This window comes from Streptomyces sp. NPDC060064, assembly GCF_042736455.1.
Classification (GTDB): Bacteria; Actinomycetota; Actinomycetes; order Streptomycetales; family Streptomycetaceae; genus Streptomyces.
Genome location: NZ_JBHWWF010000007.1, coordinates 139,809 through 157,818, shown reverse-complemented (window position 1 = coordinate 157,818; position 18,010 = coordinate 139,809). Strand labels below are relative to the sequence as shown.

16 protein-coding genes are annotated in these 18,010 nt (G+C 68.8%); 7 read left to right on the top strand and 9 right to left on the bottom strand.

Going from position 1 to position 18,010, the window contains the following annotated elements:
• Positions 1–109: 109 nt before the first annotated feature.
• A complete protein-coding gene (locus tag ACFWDI_RS11765; protein ID WP_385303275.1) occupies positions 110–1,018 on the bottom strand; it encodes a DMT family transporter in 909 nt (302 codons plus the stop codon).
• A 130-nt stretch (positions 1,019–1,148) separates the two neighbouring features.
• Here ACFWDI_RS11765 and ACFWDI_RS11760 point away from each other — a divergent pair, with 130 nt between their 5' ends.
• Entirely contained in the window at positions 1,149–2,042 is an 894-nt protein-coding gene (locus tag ACFWDI_RS11760) for a LysR family transcriptional regulator (protein ID WP_385303147.1), read from the top strand.
• 72 nt (positions 2,043–2,114) lie between these two features.
• Here the strand turns inward: ACFWDI_RS11760 and ACFWDI_RS11755 are convergent, their stop codons facing one another.
• The 3 genes from ACFWDI_RS11755 to ACFWDI_RS11745 form a co-directional block, all read right to left on the bottom strand.
• On the bottom strand, positions 2,115–3,476 hold the full coding sequence (locus tag ACFWDI_RS11755) for a ThuA domain-containing protein (protein WP_385303146.1): 1,362 nt from the start codon (positions 3,474–3,476) through the stop codon (positions 2,115–2,117).
• 89 nt (positions 3,477–3,565) lie between these two features.
• Entirely contained in the window at positions 3,566–5,713 is a 2,148-nt protein-coding gene (locus ACFWDI_RS11750) for an RICIN domain-containing protein (protein ID WP_385303273.1), read from the bottom strand.
• A 167-nt stretch (positions 5,714–5,880) separates the two neighbouring features.
• Positions 5,881–6,777 carry a family 16 glycosylhydrolase gene (locus ACFWDI_RS11745; RefSeq protein WP_385303144.1) on the bottom strand — a complete coding sequence of 299 codons (897 nt, stop codon included), beginning with the start codon at positions 6,775–6,777 and terminating at the stop codon, positions 5,881–5,883.
• Positions 6,778–7,166: 389 nt separating this feature from the next.
• Here ACFWDI_RS11745 and ACFWDI_RS11740 point away from each other — a divergent pair, with 389 nt between their 5' ends.
• From ACFWDI_RS11740 to ACFWDI_RS11730, 3 genes are read left to right on the top strand one after another with little or no spacing between them, the layout of a single operon-like run.
• Complete coding sequence (locus ACFWDI_RS11740) at positions 7,167–7,934, top strand: ABC transporter substrate-binding protein (protein WP_385303142.1); 768 nt, start codon at positions 7,167–7,169, stop codon at positions 7,932–7,934.
• The gene (locus ACFWDI_RS11735) at positions 7,901–8,731 is read left to right on the top strand and encodes an amino acid ABC transporter permease (protein ID WP_385303139.1); all 831 of its coding nucleotides are present in this window, start codon (positions 7,901–7,903) and stop codon (positions 8,729–8,731) included. The genes ACFWDI_RS11740 and ACFWDI_RS11735 overlap by 34 nt, the downstream gene beginning before the upstream one ends.
• A 7-nt stretch (positions 8,732–8,738) precedes the next feature.
• Positions 8,739–9,611: an amino acid ABC transporter ATP-binding protein gene (locus ACFWDI_RS11730; protein ID WP_385303137.1), complete on the top strand. Its 873-nt coding sequence runs from the start codon at positions 8,739–8,741 to the stop codon at positions 9,609–9,611.
• A gap of 57 nt (positions 9,612–9,668) precedes the next feature.
• Here the strand turns inward: ACFWDI_RS11730 and ACFWDI_RS11725 are convergent, their stop codons facing one another.
• On the bottom strand, positions 9,669–10,400 hold the full coding sequence (locus ACFWDI_RS11725) for a tyrosine-protein phosphatase (protein ID WP_385303135.1): 732 nt from the start codon (positions 10,398–10,400) through the stop codon (positions 9,669–9,671).
• A 136-nt stretch (positions 10,401–10,536) separates the two neighbouring features.
• On the opposite strand from ACFWDI_RS11725, the gene ACFWDI_RS11720 reads away from it, so the two are divergent.
• Genes ACFWDI_RS11720 through ACFWDI_RS11710 form a run of 3 tightly spaced genes read left to right on the top strand, consistent with a single transcriptional unit; the run spans position 10,537 to position 13,023 of the window.
• Positions 10,537–11,283 (top strand): SDR family oxidoreductase, encoded by a 747-nt coding sequence (locus ACFWDI_RS11720; RefSeq protein WP_385303133.1) that lies wholly within the window; start codon positions 10,537–10,539, stop codon positions 11,281–11,283.
• A 60-nt stretch (positions 11,284–11,343) separates the two neighbouring features.
• Entirely contained in the window at positions 11,344–12,255 is a 912-nt protein-coding gene (locus ACFWDI_RS11715) for an SDR family NAD(P)-dependent oxidoreductase (RefSeq protein WP_385303132.1), read from the top strand.
• A 33-nt stretch (positions 12,256–12,288) separates the two neighbouring features.
• Positions 12,289–13,023: a TetR/AcrR family transcriptional regulator gene (locus ACFWDI_RS11710; protein ID WP_385303129.1), complete on the top strand. Its 735-nt coding sequence runs from the start codon at positions 12,289–12,291 to the stop codon at positions 13,021–13,023.
• Positions 13,024–13,101: 78 nt separating this feature from the next.
• Here the strand turns inward: ACFWDI_RS11710 and ACFWDI_RS11705 are convergent, their stop codons facing one another.
• The 4 genes from ACFWDI_RS11705 to ACFWDI_RS11690 all read right to left on the bottom strand — a co-directional run bounded on the left by ACFWDI_RS11705 (position 13,102) and on the right by ACFWDI_RS11690 (position 17,950).
• On the bottom strand, positions 13,102–15,078 hold the full coding sequence (locus ACFWDI_RS11705) for a transglycosylase domain-containing protein (RefSeq protein WP_385303127.1): 1,977 nt from the start codon (positions 15,076–15,078) through the stop codon (positions 13,102–13,104).
• Positions 15,079–15,148: 70 nt separating this feature from the next.
• Complete coding sequence (locus ACFWDI_RS11700) at positions 15,149–16,453, bottom strand: sensor histidine kinase (RefSeq protein WP_385303126.1); 1,305 nt, start codon at positions 16,451–16,453, stop codon at positions 15,149–15,151.
• Between the two features lies 1 nt (position 16,454).
• Positions 16,455–17,198 carry a two-component system response regulator CseB gene (cseB, locus tag ACFWDI_RS11695; protein WP_385303125.1) on the bottom strand — a complete coding sequence of 248 codons (744 nt, stop codon included), beginning with the start codon at positions 17,196–17,198 and terminating at the stop codon, positions 16,455–16,457.
• Positions 17,195–17,950, bottom strand: coding sequence for a hypothetical protein (locus ACFWDI_RS11690; RefSeq protein ID WP_385303124.1), 756 nt, complete (start codon positions 17,948–17,950; stop codon positions 17,195–17,197). The genes cseB and ACFWDI_RS11690 overlap by 4 nt, the downstream gene beginning before the upstream one ends.
• Positions 17,951–18,010: the final 60 nt, after the last annotated feature.

Here is an 18,010-nt window from a genome sequence, read left to right as displayed (position 1 = left end):
GGGTTGTCTTTTTTTGTGTTGCCGGGTGGGGGGGTGTGTGACTTATACCACCCCGCCCTGCTCCGAGCGGGGGGGGGGGGGGGCGGGGGGGCGCCCGGCCCCCCCACCACTACGCCGCGGCTTGCCGGCTGAGCGACGTCTCCTTCGTCACCACTGCCGATGGCGCCGGCGTCCGCTTCCGCCACCGGGTCAGGCCGACGCCCACAAGCACCACGACCATTCCCGCGACGACCCGGACCGTGAGCTCCTCACTCAGCACGATCGCGCCCAGCGCCATCGAGACCACCGGCAGCAGATAGCCGACCGTGGCGGCGCTGGTCGCTCCTTCGTCGGCGATGAGCCGGTAGTTGAGGGCAAAGGTGAATCCGGTGCCGAAGATCCCCAGAACGACGACAGCACTCACGCCGACCAGGTTGATGTGCACCGACTCGAGGCCGCCGGCGGGCAGAGCGAGCGTGCTCAGGCCTGTCGCGGTGAGCAGCTGCGCCGCGGAGAGCGCGATGGGGGCGGTGCCCTTGCCGGTGAGCTTGCGTCCCATGTAGGCGAACGCGACGGCGTAGCTCACCGCCGCCGCGAGGATGGCCAGGGTGCCCCAGCTTGCGAGTCCGCTCTGCTGCCACGGCGCGAAGATCAGCAGTGTGCCCGCGAATCCGAGGAGTAGCCCGCCCAGGCGGACCGGGTGGGGTCCGCGTTCCGTGCCGATGGCGATGCCGATCAGCAGGGACCACAAGGGAGTTGTCGCGTTCAGAGCGCCCGCCACTCCGGAGTCGACGGTCTGCTGGCCGATGCTGAACAGGGCGAAGGGCAACGCGTTGCAGAAGAAGGCGGCCACGACGAGATGGCCCCAGGTGGCACGGTCGCGGGGGAGGCGCTGACGCGCGGAGAAGCACAGCGCGACCAGGACCAGTGCGCCCAGTGCGCAGCGGGTGAAGGTGATCTGGACGGGCGACAGGCCGTTGTTCAGGGCCAGTTTGATCCAGAGGAAGCCCGATCCCCACAGAAGGGCGAGCACGCCCATCCGCACCAACGTTCCACGTCCGCCGCTGAACACGTTTCGTCTCCCTCTTCGCTCGTCCGGTGTCCACCGTGCCTCAGCCGACGCTGTACGACTAGTGAAAAGTGCTGCATGGTCCGTTAACGTCTCCTACATGCTTGATGTGCGACGCATGCAGGTCCTGAGGGCCGTGGTGACCAGCGGTTCGGTGACCGCGGCAGCGGCGAATCTCGGCTATACGCCGTCCGCCGTCAGTCAGCAGGTGGCAGCGCTGGAGAAGCAGGCCGGAACGGCGCTGCTGGAACGGGTCGGCCGGGGCGTGCAGCCGACGGCCGCAGGCCGCCTGCTCACCGAGCACGCGGCCATCATCAGCAAGAACCTTGCCGAGGCGGAGACAGCGCTCGCGGACCTGCGGGAGGGGCGCACGGGTCGGCTGTCGATCCGCTACTTCGCCACGGCCGGCGCCACGCTGGTGGCTCCGGCGCTGGCCGGGCTCCGCCGTGAGTTTCCGGGCATACGGGTCGACCTCAAGCTGATCGACCCCGCCGACCCGCTGCCCGAGGTGAAGCAGGGCCGCGCCGACCTTGCCGTCGTGGTCCACCCCCGTGACCGGCCGCGCGACGACATCCGCCTTGTGCACCTGCTGGACGACCCCTACCGGGCCGTGCTGCCCAAGGGTCACCACCTCGCCGCGAAACGCGTACTCGATCTGGCGGACCTCGCCGACGAGCCGTGGGTCGGCAACGAATGGCCGGTCGGCCCCTGCCTCGAGATCGTGCTCGACGCCTGCGCCGCGGCGGGCTTCACTCCCAACTTCGTGGTGGAGAGCGAGGACTACGCCACAGCGCAGGGGTTCGTCGCCGCGGGCCTCGGCATCAGCCTGATGCCGCTCATCGGACTGGGAAACCGGCACCCGGGTGTCGTCGTACGCAAGGTCCGCGGCCCCGAGCCGGTCCGCGGGATCTACGCGGCAGTACGGGAGACTTCGCTTCCCCAGCCCGCGCTGCGCGGGCTGATCGACGCCCTGCGGGACGCGGCGGGGGAGTAGAGCGGTCGGCCGGCCCGGGACCGCCGCGCGCGTTCATAACCGTCGCACGGCGGCTCGCTCGCTCCTGGGCCGTCAGGGCTGTGCGGTGAGCCGGAAACTCTGGGCGGCCGAGTCGTCGCAGGAACGTTGGATCAGCTGGACCCCGTTCGCCGGGGAAGCAGGCGTGCTGAGGCACTTTCCGCTGTGCCGCGCGACGAAGTGATAGCGCCCGGAGGACTCCCGCACCGGCTTCCACTGCTGATTGGTGCCCCCACCGTAGGACCACAGCTGGAGGGGAGCATTGTCGGAGGTCGACACATTGGCCACATCGATGACCTGCCGGCTGTTGTTGCGGACGCCGATGCGCATGAACCCGCTGTCCGTGGAGCGGAATTGATACTGCTGAGCCGCGGTCTGGTTGCACATGTACTGCTGGATCGCGGTCCCATTGTCGGTGGCTGCTCCACGTGCGTCCACGCAGGCGCCGTTCGCGCTGCCGGCGAGTGAATACCACGCGGTCTCGGATATCGGATCGGTCGGCGCAGGATCACCCGCACCACCGCCCAGCCACTTCAGGCCGTCCACCAGGAACCGGTTCTGTGTCTCGCTGGCGAACGAGGAGGACAGTGTCGTCCCCGTGCCGTAGTCCATGGCGTTGTGGCCGAAGTTGGCGTAGAGCATCCTGTATGTGGTGTTGGTCCACAGGATCGGGTAATAGCCGCTGTACCAGGACTGGTTGGGGTCGGTGCCCAGCGGGAAGCTCACCGGGTCGACGGACGCGAGGATCTTGATGTCCGGGTTGTTGCGCAGGTCGTTCTGCCAGCTGTACCACTCGCTCACCGACGAGGTGAAGGTGGCGGGCAGTCCCACGGTCGAGGGATGCGTCCTGTCCTCGGTTCGCAGCACCGCGGTCGTCGGACCCCAGGTGTTCGACGTGAAGTTGCCGCTGCCGAGGAACTGGTTGTGGTACCAGGGCCATTCCTGCGCGTTGGTGGTGAACGCGGAAACGTGGAATCCCATCCAGGCCCCGCCGGCCTGCATGTACCGCTCGAACCCCGCGCGCTGGGCTGCCGTCTGCGGCCGATCGTCCAGGAACAGCACCACCTGGTACTGGTCCCGTGTGATGCTGCTGAGCAGATCCCAGTTGTTGGTCGAGGTGTACGAGAAGTTGTTGCGTGCGGCGGTCTCGGGAAACCACTGATTGGCTTCCTTGACGAAGCTGATGTGGGCCGCGTCCCAGGTCCCGTTGTAGAAGGCAATCACCTTGAACGCCGGTGCCTGCGGGGCGTGCGGTGCCTGCGGGCCCTGCGGGCCCTGCGGGCCCTGCGGGCCCTGCGGTGCCTGCAGGACAATTGTGTCGGAGTACGCGGGAGCGGCGCTCAGGCCGAGGAGCATTGCCAGCAGCAGGAGCACCCGTAAGCCGATCCGTGCCGAGCCGCTTCTGATTCCGTGCATCCGGAAACCACCTTTCCGTGCGGAGGAGGCCGGTCCGGACCCGACGGCTGTCGGATCCGGACCGGCCGGTGTGCTGCGGGAAGTACGGGTCAGGGATGACTGACGAGATTGGCCACATTGGTCGAGGAGTTGGAAGGACCACCCCGGCCGTTGATGACATGGCGGATCGTTCCGGTGCCACCGAGCGAGACGGTCACCATGCTCTGGAAGCGCACATTCGGGTTGTCGGGGACCTCGAAGGCGTGCTCGGCGGTCACGCTCGGATTCGCGTTGAAGAAGCAGTAGCTTCCGAGCCCGAACGCCTGGTGGCTGGTGACCGAGTCGGCGACCTTGTACGCGGCGTAGCCCTGGGTGGAGCCGTTCATCCAGGCGGCCTGGTTGGGCGGGTCGTACGGCATCTCGTTCTGGTAGAAGTACGTGCGCCCGCCGTTGCCGGTCCAGATCGTCTGGTGCTTCTGGTAGTGCTCCACGAACAGCCCGTACATGGTCACGTTGTCGCCGTTGACGACAAGTCCGGTGTCCGCCGTATTGGTGTTCCAGCCGATGCCGGTGCCGTGGTCACCGCGCCAGATCCACATATGGTCGCCAATGACGTTGTCGCTGTTGACCACCAGGCTGGTGGTCGCCTTGCCCACCGCGGCGCCGCCGACCCGGAAGAAGACGTCGTGCAGGGACGTGGGGTTGGCCGAGTGGCCGGCGGAGGAGCCGGCCGGGCCGACCTCCATCAGGGTCTGCGAGTTGGTCGTACCGGCGTCGAAGAGGATGCCCGCGACCTTGACGCCGTCGACGTCCGCGACCGTCATGGCCGTGACGCCGTTGTCCGGGACGAAGGTGGCGAGGCCGAGCCCCAGGATCACGGTGTCGGGGCGGGTCACCCGCAGAGTCTGGTTCAGATGGTAGACGCCCGGGGTGACCAGCAGGTTCTTCCCCTCGGCCAGTGCGGCGTTGATCTGTGCGGCGGTCGCGCCGGCCTTCACGACGAAGAACTGGTCCATGCCGAGTGAGGCGCCGGCGGCGTTGCCGCCGGCCCATGTGGTGGCCGAGGAGTTGGCCCGCAGGGACGGTACGAACACCTTGTAGGCGCCGGCGTTGTCCACGTACAGGAAGGGCTTCTCGCGGACCGTCGGGCTCTGGTTCACGGTCGTGTAGGGCGGGCTGGGGAAGCTCGTGGCCGGGACGCCCTGGCTGCCGACGAAGACCATGTTCCAGTTGGCGCCGGTCCAGCTGCCGAGCTGGGAGTTGCGAGTCAGCCACTGCTGCTGCGTACCGGACCGCACCTGCCCGTCGATTTTGGTGTCGGCCATGAAGCCGCCGCTGGCCCAGCCGCCGTCGTCCAGCGCGAGATTGCCGCGGACGTGCATGCGCCGGTACGGAGCCGCCTGGGACACCGCCCACCGGTCGGTGCCGCCCGTCGGGTTCACCGAGAGGTTCTCGGCACCGCGCCAGAAGTTCTGGGTGGCGTTCTGCGGCGGGAACCAGTCGGCCTCGACATGCACCGCGCCGTTGATCGTCACCGAGTCGGGCGACTGGCCGAGGCCCAGAACCTGGGTGTAGAAGCCCACGTTGACGTCATTGCTGTAGGTGCCCGGCTTGAACATGACAGCGTAGCGCTGGGATCCGAACTGGTTGGTCTCCTGCTGCTGGAAGATCGCGTTGAGCCGGTTCTGGATGGTCGAGGACGGCATCGACGGGTCGAAGACGACCACGTTCGGACCGAGGTCGACGTCACTGGGCGCGGTGGTGACGGGCGTGACCTGGAAACGCTGGGCCGCCGTGCCGTTGCAGGTGTACTGCACGAGCTGGACGCTGTCGGCCGTCGAGGCGGAGGGGACATCCAGGCACTTGCCGCTGTTGCGGTTGACGAAGTGGTACGCGCCGCCGCCCTCGTCCACGGCCTGCCACTGCTGGTTGTCGCCGCCGCCGTACGTCCACAGATGCACCGCGGCGTTGTCGGCGGTGGACACGTCGCTCACGTCCGCCACCTGGTTGGCGTCATTGCGGTTGTTGATCCGCACAAAGCCGTCGCTGGTAGCGGTGAAACTCCACTGCTGGGCTGTGGAGTTGTTGCAGGCGTACTGCTGGACGGCGGTGCCGTTCACGGTCGCGGCCGAGCGCGCGTCCAGGCACTTGCCGCTGCCGCTGTTCACCACGGTGGCCCAGCCGGACGGCAGCGCGGCGGCAGTGGCGGCCGCCCGCAGCGGGGTGGCCGCCTGGGTGGTCGGGACGGCAGCCAGCACCGAACCGGCCGAGGCCACGACGATGAAGGCGGCTACGAGGGGACGTGTGGGGCGGGCGCGGGTGAAGCTGTGGCGTCCCGCTCCGGGCGTTCGCTGCGATCTGAGCACGGTTTCTCCTGTGCCGATGAGCCGGTGGGACGGCTCGGTGAGGGGTGGGGATGGAGAGGTCAGGTCTGCCGGTGTACGGGGCTGTCACTGGTGCTGATCCGCACATGGTCGACGACGAGTTGCTGGGGGAGGGCGGTGCTGCCGTCGGGGTCGCCGGGCCAGTAGCCGCCGACCGCGAGGTTGAGGATCAGGAAGAAGGGCTTGTTGAACACCCAGGTACGGCCGCCGAGATCGGCGGGCGTACGCCGCTGGTAGACCGTGCCGTCGACGGACCAGGTCACGGAGTCGGGAGCCCAGTCGACGGCGAAGGTGTGGAAGGCGTCGGCGAAGGCCTGGCCGCCCGGCAGCGTGTAGGCGGCGCCGATGCCGCCGGAGCCGGAGTAACCGGGGCCGTGGAGGGTGCCGTGGACGGTGGAGGGTTCGAAGCCGACGTTCTCCATGACGTCGATCTCGCCGGAGCCGGGCCAGCCGACCTGGCCGATGTCATGGCCCAGCATCCAGAAGGCGGGCCACATGCCCTGGCCGCGTGGCACCTTCAGCCTGGTCTCGACATGTCCGTACGCCCGGGTGAACCTGCCGGCGGTGTTCAGCCGGGCGGAGGTGTACTCACATCTGCCGTACCAGCACTGGTAGTTGCCCGGGTTCTCCCGGCGGGCGGTGATGACCAGGTGGCCCTGCCCGTCGAGAGCGGCGTTGCGGTTGCCGGCCGTGTAGTACTGCCGTTCGTGGTTGTTGACGTTGTCGCCGGTTTCGATCTGCCATTTGGCGGCGTCGACGGCGGAGCCCGCGGGACCGTCGAAGTCGTCGGAGAAGGGCACGGCTGCGGGCACTGCGGCGGGCGTGGCGGCGACCGCCGGCGCGGGTTCACCGTTCGCCAGGCCGGTGGTGAGCGACGCGAGGGCAAGAGCCGAAGAGACAGACAGCAACAAGCGCCGTGACAAGCGTGGGGAGTCCATGACTCTCCCTTCCGGTGCATGAAGAGGAAGGGGTCTGTCATGCATATGACAGACAAGGGGCGCAAAGGGGGCATGCGGATGGGATGCGCCGACCGAGGTGGGGGGTTACTTAGTTCACTACGTGATTTAAGAAGTGAACTAAGGGCCTGTCAAGGTCTTGGTATGGACCACGGACTGATTGCCTGCCCCGACCGTCCTGACCAGGTCCGTGTCGTGGACAGCTCCGTCACCCCATGGCCCGGGTGCTTTACGATCTCGACGGGTGGCTCCCCGTTCTGTCCGCCACCCACCCGCTCCGTTGGAGGTCTGCTGTGTTGTGGTCGGTCGGTGCTCGTCGCACTCGCTCTACCCGCCGGGCCCGCGTCACCGTTGGTGCTGTCGCGGCCGGGATGTTCCTCGCCGTCGGCTGTTCCTCCGGTGGTGACGGCCCCGGTGAGGCGGCGGGCGGCGTCCCCGTGGTCGCGAAGGGCAAGCTGACCACCTGCACCCACCTGCCCTATCCGCCGTTCCAGTTCGAGCAGAACGGCAAGGTCGTCGGCTTTGACGTGGCCCTGGTCGATCTGGTCGCCAAGAATTTGAAGGTCGAGCAGAAGATCCTCGACACACCGTTCGAGAACTTCAAGACCGGTGCCTTCCTCAACTCCGGCGAGTGCGATCTGGCCGCCGCCGGCATGACGATCACTCCTGAGCGCAAGAAGAACGTGGACTTCTCCGTCCCGTACTTCGACGCCACTCAGGCGCTGCTGGCGACGAAGAAGAGCGGAGTGACGTCGCTCGCCGACATCAAGGCCAAGCACAAGAAGCTCGGCGCCCAGGCAGAGACGACCGGCGAGAGCTACGCCAAGGACCAGGGTTTCGACCCGGTCGCGTTCGAGAGTTCGGACGCGGTGCTCAACGGGCTGCGCACCGGCCAGGTCGACGCCGTCGTCATTGACTACCCGGTCGTCCAGGGCTGGCTGAAGGACAAGGCGAACGCGGCCGAGTTCGTCCTCGGCCAGAACATCGAGACCGGTGAGCAGTACGGCTTCTCGGTGAAGAAGGGCAACGCCAAGCTGCTGGCGGCGATCAACAAGGCGGTCACGGACGCCCGGGCCGACGGCACGTACGACAAGCTGTACCAGCAGTGGATCGGTCCGCTGCCCAAGGCCAAGTCGTGACCTCTCGGCTGACCCGGCGGCAGCGGCGCCGCGTCTGGCAGGGCGTCCAGTACGCGGTGTTCGTGGCGGTACTGGTCCTGATCGGCGTTCTGGCCGACTGGGACCGGCTGCAGAACCAGTTCGCGCAGAAGGACCTCGCCAAAGAGCTGTTCCCGGCCATCATCACCACGGCGCTGCGCAACACCGTGGTGTACACGGTCTCCGGATTCATCTTCGGCCTGGTGCTGGGCCTGATCATCGCGCTGATGCGGTTGTCGTCGGTGGCCCCGTACCGCTGGGTCGCGAGCATCTACATCGAGCTGTTCCGCGGCCTGCCCGCCCTGCTGATCTTCATCTTCGTCGGTGTGGCGGTGCCGCTGGCGTTCCCCGGAACGCAGATCCCCGGCGGTGTGTACGGGAAGGTCGCGCTCGGTCTTGGACTGGTGGCTGCGGCCTATATGGCAGAAACGATTCGGGCGGGTATCCAGGCCGTGCCCAAGGGGCAGATGGAGGCGGCCCGTTCGCTGGGCTTCTCCAGAGCCCGGGCGATGGTGTCGGTGATCATCCCGCAGGCGTTCCGGATCGTGATTCCACCGCTGACGAATGAGCTGGTACTGCTCTTCAAGGACTCGTCGCTGGTGCTGTTCCTCGGCGTGACGCTGGAGGAGCGCGAGCTGACCAAATTCGGCCGCGATCTGGCGAGTCAGACCGCGAACTCGACGCCGATCCTGGTGGCGGGGCTGTGCTACCTGCTGGTGACGATTCCGCTGAGCTTCGTGGTACGCCGCCTCGAGGCTCGTGCCGAAAAGGCCAGGTGAGGACGAGATGTCACAGAAGGCGGAGACAGTGGAGAGCGCTGGGGCCGACGGGCCGGAGATCGAGATCCGGGGTCTGCACAAATCGTTCGGCGACAACGAAGTGCTGCGGGGCATCGACCTCGACATCGCGCGGGGCGAGGTGGTCTGTGTCATCGGGCCGTCCGGGTCGGGCAAGTCCACCCTGCTGCGCTGTGTGAATCTGCTGGAGGAACCCAGCGCGGGCCAGGTCTTCGTCGGTGGCACGGAAGTCACCGACCTCGACGTCGACATCGACGCGGTACGCCGCCGTATCGGCATGGTCTTCCAGCAGTTCAACCTCTTCCCGCATGTGAACGTGACCGAGAACCTCACGCTGCCGCAGCGTCGCGTATTGCGCCGGGACAAGGCGCGCGCGGCGAAGGTGGCGCGGGAGAACCTGGAACGAGTCGGGCTGTCCGACAAGGCCGACGCCTACCCCGCGCAGCTTTCCGGAGGACAGCAGCAGCGGGTGGCGATCGCGCGGGCGCTGGTCATGGACCCTGAGGTGATGCTTTTCGACGAGCCGACCTCGGCGCTCGATCCCGAGCTGGTGGGGGAGGTGCTGGCGGTGATGCGGCTGCTGGCCGGGGAGGGCATGACGATGATGGTCGTCACCCATGAGATGAGCTTCGCCCGGGAGGTCGCCGACCGGGTGGTGTTCATGGACGGCGGCGTGATCGTCGAACAGGGCCCGGCCGCGCAGGTGGTGGGCGCTCCGCAGCATGAGCGGACCAGGAACTTCCTGAACCGCATCCTGGACCCGGCCGCCACGGACCGGCCGGGCCCGGATGCGACGCCGTCCGTCACGGACAAGGGCAGGGACACGGAGTCCGGGGAGCCCGGCTCGGACCGGGACAGCTGACTGCCACGGGCTGAACCCGGGTCTGCCCGGGTTCGGCGTGCACCCGGCCCGGGCGGCTCAGCCCTCCAGGAGCCGGGTGCGCAGTTGTTCGATCAGGTGGTCGTCGACGCCGAGATGCCGGACGGCGTAGTCGTACACGGATCCATACGTGGCGGACAGATCGGCCAGGAACAGCCGCATGATCTCTTCCGGCGCTCGTCCGTAGCCGGGCCACGTCAGGGTCCGCTCGGGGTGGGCGGCCCGCCAGTCGGCGATCAGCCGGTCCGTGGCCAGTTCCGTGAGCGCGAAGTCCGCGGCGATATCGTCCTCGGCCACCCCGATGAGGGCGAGGACCAGGGCGGCCAGCAGTCCCGTGCGGTCCTTGCCGGAAGCGCAGTGGAACACCAGCGGCCCGCTGGTGTTCGACGCGATGACCTCGAGCGCCTGACGTAGCTCCTTGGCACCGTCGAGTGCGACTTCCGCGTACCGGTCGGCGAGGAAGCGCCAGGGGTCGACGCCGGGGTCGATGGCCGCCTGGTCGTAGGGGCGGTGTTCCACGCTGAGGTTGACGTAGCTGAGCCCCTCGCGGTCGGGAACCCGGCCTCGTGCCTCGATCTCCCACGGGTAGCGCAGGTCGATCACGGTGCGCACCTCGAGAGCGAGGAATCGGTCGAGGTCGGCGCCGTCGAGCTTGGCCAGGGAGTCGGAACGGTAGAGCCGGCCCCACCGCACGGTGTGGCCGTCCGCGGTGCTGTAGCCCCCCAGATCCCGGAAGTTGTGCAGCCGCTCGAACGGTATGTGTCTGATCATTCGCGCCACAGTACGGGCTGCCGACTTCCGGCGTAGCGTCGTTACGTCAGAGAGTAGCGTTGCTAACGTATTGGTGTTAGCGTTGCTCTCATCGGGGTGGAGAACGCCACCTCGGTCGGGACAGGGAGCAAAGGCCATGAGCGAGCAGTCCACCACTTCACGCCGGGTAGCGATCGTCACCGGCGGGTCCCGCGGCATCGGCCGGGAGAGCGCCGAGCGGCTGGCGTCCGACGGGTTCGCGGTCGTCATCAACTACGCGGGCAACCACACCGAGGCCGAGGCGACGGTAGCCGCCATCACCGCCGCCGGCGGGCAGGCGATCGCGTTCCGCGCCGACGTGGCAGACGAGGCCGCGGTGTCGGCACTCTTCGACGCCGCCGAGGACACCTACGGCGGGGTCGACGTGGTCGTGCACGCGGCCGGTGTCATGACACTCGCGCCGCTGGTCGACACCGACCTGGACGCCCTGGACCGTATGCACCGCACCAACATCCGCGGGACGTTCGTCGTCGACCAGCAGGCCGCACGCCGGCTGCGCGACGGCGGCGCGATCATCAATTTCTCCAGCTCCGTACTGGCCTTGGCCCTACCCGGCTACAGCGCCTACGCCGCCACCAAGGGCGCGGTCGAGGCAATGACGCTGATCCTGGCCCGCGAGATGCGCGGACGGGACATCACTGTCAACGCCGTGGCCCCCGGGCCGACCGCGACCGCCCTGTTCCTGGACGGCAAGGACGAGCAGACCATCGCGAAGATGGCCGGCCAGACACCGCTGGAACGCCTGGGCACCCCGCAGGACATCGCCGAGGTCGTCGCCTTCCTCGCCGGCCCCGGCCGCTGGGTCAACGGCCAGGTCGTGCGGGCCAACGGCGGCATCGCCTGACCCCCGCCCCCACCGCCATCTTCCCAGCCTTTTCTGCTCAACAGTCCGAGGAGTCACGTCATGGGCAAGACGATCGTCATTACGGGTGCCGGTTCCGGTTTCGGGGCCCTGGCCGCACGGGCACTGGCCCGGGCCGGCCACACCGTCTACGCGGGGATGCGCAACACCGAGGGGCGCAACGCCGATCGTGTCACCGATGCCAGGACCTACGCCGCCGAGCACGACGTGGATCTGCGCACGGTCGAACTCGACGTGCTCTCCCAGGAGTCGGCCGACGCCGCTGTCAGCACCGTGGTGGACGAGGCCGGTTCGCTGGACGTGATCATCCACAACGCCGGCCACATGGTCACCGGCCCCAGCGAGGCCTTCACGCCGGCCGAACTCGCCGCCGTCCACGACACGAACGTGCTCGGCACCCAGCGCGTCAACCGGGCCGCCCTGCCCCACCTGCGCGCCCAGGAAAACGGCCTCGTGGTGTGGATCGGATCCACCTCCACCCGGGGCGGCACCCCGCCCTACCTCGCCCCCTACTTCGCCGCCAAGGCCGCGATGGACTCCCTTGCCGTCTCCTACACCGCAGAGCTGGCACGGTTCAACATCGAGACGACCATCATCGTTCCCGGCTCCTTCACCTCGGGCACCAACCACTTCGCCACCGGCGGCCACCCCGCCGAGCAGACCGTCATCCCCGACTACGAGGCCCGCTACGCCGGCCTGATGGACCAGGTCTCCAGCAGCCTGGCCGCTCTCGCGCCCGCCGACGCAGACGTCGCCCAGGTCGCCGACGCCATCGTCGAAGTCGTCGACACCCCGCACGGCACCCGCCCCTTCCGCGTCCACATCGACCCCGTGAACGACGGCTCCGAAGAGGTCAGCGACGTCGCCGACCGCATCCGCGCCCAGTTCCTCACCCGCATCGGGCTCCAGGACCTCCTCGCACCGACGCGCACCATGAGTCCGCGGTCCGCGTAGCAGCGCTACGCCGGCCTTGATAGCGTCCTGCCGATGAGCACTCGAGAACGCATCCTGGAAGTGGCGGCCGAGCTGGTCGCGCGGTCCGAGAACGGGGACGTCTCCACCCGGGCCGTATGTGAGGCCGCGCGGGTGGGAGCCCCGGCGCTCTACCGGCACTTCGGGGACAAGGAAGGCCTGCTGTCGGCCGTCGTCGACTACGGCTTCGACAAGTATCTGGCGACGAAGCGGCTGCGCAGCTCCGGCACGGACCCCGTCGAGGACCTGCGCAACGGCTGGGACACCCATGTGGACTTCGCCCTGCAGAACCCGAACCTGTACCGGCTGATGAATTCCCCCGCGATGCGCACGCCACCGGCCGCGGCGCTGGAGTCCCACCAGATCCTCACCAGGGACCTGGAACGCGTCGCAGCCCAGGGCAAGCTCCGCCTCGCCCCCGAACTGGCCGCCGAGATCGTCATGTCGGCCAACGTCGGTGTCGCGCTCATGCTCGTATCCCGCCCTTCGACGTTCACCGACAAGAGCACCTCGAGGCGCGTACGGGACGCCGTGCACGCCGCCGTCTTCACCCCGGACGTGTCCGGCCCCGAGGCCACCCCGAGCGCGGCGGACGCGGGCGTCGGCGGAGACGAAGCACAGCTCCCGGCCGCGGCGGCCCGGCTGGGCGCCCTCGTCCGCCGGTCGCCCGTCCCGGCGCTCAGTACCGCCGAGACGGCACTGATGGCCGAATGGCTGGACCGCCTGTCGAACACCCCTCACAACCCCTGACGGCAGCGCGCCCCTGCGGCTTGAGCAGCGGTGGCAGGTCCGCGTCCGGACCCGCCACCGCTGGTCTCCGGGGCAGGGCTACTGACCGCTGTCCGCCACCTCGTCACCGCTCCCGCTCCCGTAATCCGGCTCGGGTACGGCCGAGGACTGCCTGCCCAGCGCCTGTTCGGTGTAGAGGTTCCAGATTCTGGCGGCGTGGCCGTCCCCGATGTGCCGCAGCGTGACCTGCTTCGTCGTCTTGGCGTCCTCGCCGAAGAGGGCGACCGTGGTGACGAGGTCGGGGGTGGCACCGATGTACCACTCGGCCTTCCTGTCGTCGGTGGGACCCGACGCCGCTGTGACGATCTGCTTGGTCCTGCCCGCCACCTCCGGCCCGACGCCGCCGCGCCGACCGATGCCACGGACGGGCGAGAAGGCGAGGTCGGAGATGACCAGCTCCGCGGTCCCGGGGTCGATTGCCTGGCCGCCCACCGCGCCCGGCAGCGAGGTGCGCTCCTCGCCGCGCTGCGCCGACTTCACGATCGACGGCGTGACCTTCTTGCCCTCGTGGTGGAGGGAGGCGTAGACACCGGCCATTTCCAGTGGGCTGACGCCCATCAGTCCCAGCTCCGTGGCGCGCGGTGCCGTGAAGCCGCCGGCGTCCGGTGCGATGCCGAGGTCTGCGGCGGTCTGCCTGATCTGTTTGAGGCCGCTCTCACCCTGATTCTGCCTCTTGGCCTCCATCACCGCGGCGTAGGCAATCGGTTCGAAGGTGGCGCCGGCCTGGTAGTCGGAGCGGGTCGCGTTGCTCAGGTAATGCTTCATGTAGTCGCGGCCGCCGTAGAGCGCCACGATGCGGCCGGTCCGCGGATCCACCGAAACCGCTCCGGCCTGCCGGTTCGGGTCCTGCGCCGATGCGCCGGACGGCGCCTGCCGGCCGCTGTCGCTGTTGTTGTTGCTGTCTCCGGACCGAACCGCCTGTTCCAGTGCGCGCTGTTTGTCCGGTTCGATGTTGAGAGTGATCCGCCAGCCGCCGCCCGCCAGTTCCTGTTCGCTGATGCCCGAGGCCGTCAGTTCCCGCCGGGCGGCGTCCACCAGATAGCCGGCCTGCCCGGACAGTCCCGCGCCGGGCTGGGGGGCCAGCGGCACGGGAAAGCGCATCCGCTGCCGCTCGTTCTTGTCCAGCCAGCCCTCGCCGACCATGTTGTCGAGCACATAGCCCCAGCGCTGCTGGACCAGCCGTTTGGCCTCGGGGGCGGCGATGGCCCAGTCGTACTGGCTGGGTGCCTGCAGCAGCGCGGCGAGGTAGGCGCCCTGCTCGACAGTGAGGTCCTCGACCTCCTTGCCGTAGTAGGCGCGGGCCGCGGCCTGGATGCCGTACGCGAGCCGGCCGTAGTAGCTGCTGTTCAGATATCCGGCGAGGATGTCGTCCTTGGTGTTGCTCCGGTCGACCTTCAGGGAGATGACCAGTTCCTTCAACTTGCGGGTGACGGTCTGTTCCTGGCTGAGGTAGTAGTTCTTGACGTACTGCTGCGTGATGGTCGATCCGCCCTGTGTGCCCTGTCCCGTCAGCGTGTTGACGATGCCGCGGGCGGTGCCGGTCAGCGAGATGCCGGAGTCGCTGTAGAAGTCCTTGTTCTCGGCCGCGACGAACGCGTACCGCACGTCCTTCGGTACTCGGTCGAGCGGAACCGTCTCCCGGTTGATCTCCCCGGTCCGGGCGAGACGGGAGCCGTCGCTGTACAGAAAGACGTTGCTCTGCGCCTTCGCCAGATCGTTGGCCCGGGGGATGTCGATGGCGACGTAGAGAACGGTGAACGCGCCGGTCACCAGGGCGCACAGGACGATCACACAGGCGAGTGCCTTGCGCCAGCTGACGAACCGGCGAAAGCCCGTCCGCTTCCCGGGCCTTCGCGACCGCCCGGACTTCCTGCGCCCGAGCCGCCCGCCGCTGTTCCGGTCGCCGGTCTTCGCCGGTTCTCTCAGCGCGTCGTCCGTATCGGCCTCGCGGGCCGCACCGGCCCAGCTCGCTGTCAGCTGATCCGCGGTCCGGTCGGGACTGTGCCTGATACGCATGGGCGTCATCCTCGACGCCGAAGATCTTTGTCAACCGAAAGGAAGACATCGGCTGGGACACGGAGTTGTATCAGCTGTGTATCGGCCCCGGGCCGTCGGCCGATTGGGTATCCGTCTCCGTCTCCGGCCCGCACGCGGTGTCCGGGCCGAGGCCTGGGAGGTGGAGTACGGCGACGGCACCGCCGCCAGGTGCATTGGTGAACTGCAAGGTGGCGCCGATGACTTCGGCCTGGCCGAGCGCGATGGTCAGCCCCAGTCCGTGACCGGTGCCGCGGGCGCGCGCTCCGGTGCGGAAGCGCTGCGGCCCGTCTCTGAGCATGGTGTCCGGATAGCCGGGGCCACGGTCCTCGACGGTCACGGTGCGGCCGTCCGCGGTGACCGTGACGGTGACCGGAGGACGTCCGTGCCGGTGCGCGTTGACGATCAGATTGGTGAGGATGCGCTCCAACCGGCGCGCGTCGGTCCAGACTTTCGCCTCCCCACCCGCCGCGGACGGCCCCTCCGTAAGAAGGTGTACGGACAGGCCGGCGCGGGCGACGATCTCCTCGACGAGGGCTCCGACCGGGCAGCGGGACAGATCCGCCTGTTCCGCACCGGCGTCCAGCCGGGAGATCTCCAGGAGTTCCTCGACCAGCGTGGCCAGTACCCGTACACGGTCGCGTACATAGCCGGCCGCCTCCCCCTCGGGGAGCAGTTCGCCGGCGGTGACCAGGCCCATGAGCGGGGTGCGCAGTTCATGGGCGACGTCGGCGGTGAAACGCTGCTCACCGCGCAGCCGTTCCTGCAGAGCGGCGGCCATCGTGTCCACGGCGGCGGAAATCTCGGCGATCTCGTCGCGCGGGCGGGTTGCGGCGCGGATCCGGGCATCGAGGTCTCCGGCCGCGATACGCCGGGCGGTGCCGGCGGCGGTGCGCAACCGGCGGCTCATCCGTCCGGCGGTCAGTACGCCGAGCGGCAGCACCACCGCTGTGGTGAACACACTGGCCCAGGCGATGCTGGTATCGAGGGCGCGGATGTCCCGCATGGTGGTGCTCATATCGACGCGGACGGACAGCACCCGGCCACCTGCCGGACGGGCAGCCCACATTGCGGGCCGTTCCTCTGCGGTGGTGAACTCCGTTCCCTGGCGGCCTTTCGCCACCAGCCCCCGCAAGTCCCCGGGCAGGCCCGGTGCGTCGAGTGCGGCACCCGTGCCCTGCACCGCGCCCGTGCGGGCGTAGGTGACGGCCGCCCGGTCGAGGGTCGTACGGGCGCTGTCGCGGGCCTGCGACAGTTCACGGTCGCGCGAGGCGTGGTGGACCAGTACGCCGACGGCTGCGGCGACAGCGCAGATGGCCACGGCGACCAGGGCGGCGATCCGCCATCTCAGTGCCATCTCAGCGCCGCAGCTTGTAGCCGAAGCCGCGGACCGTCTCGATCCGTTCGGCGCCGATCTTCGCCCGCAGGCGCTGTACATGGAGGTCGACCACGCGGGTGTCGCCGTGCCAGGCGTGGTCCCACACCCGGCTGAGCAGCGTACGGCGCTCCAGAACGACGCCGGGCGACGCCGCGAATTCGAGAAGCATCCGAAGTTCGGTCGGGGTCAGGGCGAGCGCCTGCCCCGCGCGCCATACCTCCATGCCGCGGGTGTCAATGGTCAGATCTCCGAAGACCAGCGTGCTCGTGTCGTCCTCGCTCTCGCGGTCCGGGCCGGCGGCCGGGGTGAAGGAGGCGCGGCGCAGCAATGAGCGGATCCGCGCGACGAGTACGGCACTCTCGCAGGGCTTGACGACATAGTCGTCGGCGCCCGCCTCCAGCCCTGATACGACGTCGAGTGCGTCACCGCGTGCGGACATCATCAGGATCGGCGCGAGGCTCAGTTCACGGATTCTGCGGCACAGCCCGATTCCGTCGAGTTCGGGCAGCATCACATCGAGCAGCAGCAGGTCCGGGCGCCGCTCGCGGAAGATCTCCAGGCCGGTGAGTCCGTCGCCCGCGGTGGAGACGGTGAAGCCGTAGCGCTCCAGCAGCATCCGCACGGTGTTACGGATCACCTCGTCGTCCTCGACGAGCAGCAGATGCGCCTCGGCCGCGGAGCCGGGCGGGGCGAAGGAGGGTGTCGTCGGCGGTATCGGGGTCATCGGGGTGTCCTTGTCGGCGGGCTCGTGCTCTGCAAGCTCATGGACGAACCCGTGCCCGTGCCCGCGCTCGGGCCCGAGCCTGAGCCCGTTCCCGCCGGGTCGCCGGCCCGGTCCTGCGGGACGCCCGCGGTCATCACCGCGCCGTTCCACCGGTAGCGGGTGGTGAACCGGCCGTCGTCGCCGGTCGAGGTGAGCACCAGGTCGTGGCCAAACGTCTCGCCGGTCAGCCCGATCGGCCCCCAACTGATCAGCACCGGGCGCACCGTGCCGCCCAAGGCCCAGTAGACCTGAATCAGAGTCAGCCCGGCCGACTCCTCATCCAGCGCCACCACCAGCTCGTCCCGGCCGTCCCCGGTCAGGTCCCGGTAGGCGGGGTTGCGCAGACCGCAGCCGGAGCCGGGGCAGTTCTTCATCGCGGCCCGTACCAACTGCGGCACATTGGGGTCCTTCTCCAGCAACTCCTTCACCGCCACCTTCCTGAGCCCGCCCGCGGGCACGGTGATGCCGTCGACGGTCAGGTACCGCTTGTACGAGGGGCTGGTCTCGCCTGCCGCGGGCGGCGACGGTGGGGCGTACTGCGGCCACAGCGGTTGCGCGCTGATGGGCGGCGAGAGGCTGGGCGCCACGCCACCGTCCCGTGCGCCGGTCTCGGACGCACAGCCGGCGACCCCGGACAGGGCCGCACCGACGACGAGGGCGGCCAGGAGGGGCCGCCTGTGGTGAAGGTGGCCGGTGTGAGGGAAGCGGCGCATAGACACAACAGCGTACCGGCGGCCGTACGAGGGGTAGGCGCGGGCTCGTACCGCCGAGTG